An 898-nucleotide genomic window follows, 5' to 3' on the forward strand; every position below is an offset into this window, starting at 1 on the left:
CACTTCTGTGTGGAAATCAACAAAAAGTGATTACACAGAATACAGCGTAAAGCTGTTAGAGGTTATGGGTGATGTCTCGCCAAAGATCATTCGTCCAACTGATATCGCCCGCTATCTCCGGGTAGAGCGCGCCGACGCACTGGTACGCGGAAATCGCGAGATTTCACTCTTGTCTAACCTAATGAACGTTGCAATCGAACGCGGCGACATTGATGTGAACCCCTGCAAGCAGGTGAAGAAAAACAGCGAAACGCCTAGAACAGAAGCTCCAGAGGTTGATGAGCTGGCTGCCTTCCTTGCATGGCTGGGCCAATCTTCCCCGGCCAAAAGGGTTCTTGCCTTGATGGCTGAGTTTGCGTCTTTGGCAGGATCTCGTAGATCAGAGTTCCTAGACATTCAGGTGCCTCAGCTTGATGTGAAAGCTGGAGTAATCCGACTGATGCGCGCAAAGCAGCATGGAGGAGCCAAGAAGGCAGAGACCATTTCTATGGGTCCGGCTATGCTCGACCTGGCACATCGAATGCTTGTCTTGCCCAGGCCTGACACCAGCCTGCACGTTTTCTGCAATCAGCTGGGGAACCCTGTATCTGAGTCAGGGTTCACGACTGGATGGGGCCGGGCTAAAACAGAGGCCATGGAACTAGGGATCATCACAAAGAACTTCACGTTCCACGATCTGCGCGCCTATTACACAACTCAGTACAAAGAGCGCTTTGGCGCCCTGCCTGAGCTCCACGCAAACCCTGCCACTACAGCAAAGGTGTACGACAGGTCGAAGGTCGCCAAGCGGCAGTCCTTGTCTTAGCATATTCCCGCCGTGGGAATAAAACAGAAAAGCCGCTATAGCTTTAATAGCTATAGCGGCTTATGTATTCTGGTGGGTCCTGCGAGATTCGAA

Annotated in this window: 1 protein-coding gene; it reads left to right on the forward strand. The window is 52.0% G+C overall.

What is annotated here, in order from left to right; all coding sequences use genetic code 11:
* The coding region (locus tag H928_RS30655; protein ID WP_148293070.1) for a tyrosine-type recombinase/integrase at window positions 1-805 on the forward strand (805 nt) is incomplete at its 5' end.
* Between the last annotated feature and the right edge of the window lie 93 nt (window positions 806-898).

The organism is Comamonas sp. B-9 (assembly GCF_000410635.1).
Taxonomy (GTDB): Bacteria; Pseudomonadota; Gammaproteobacteria; order Burkholderiales; family Burkholderiaceae_C; genus Comamonas.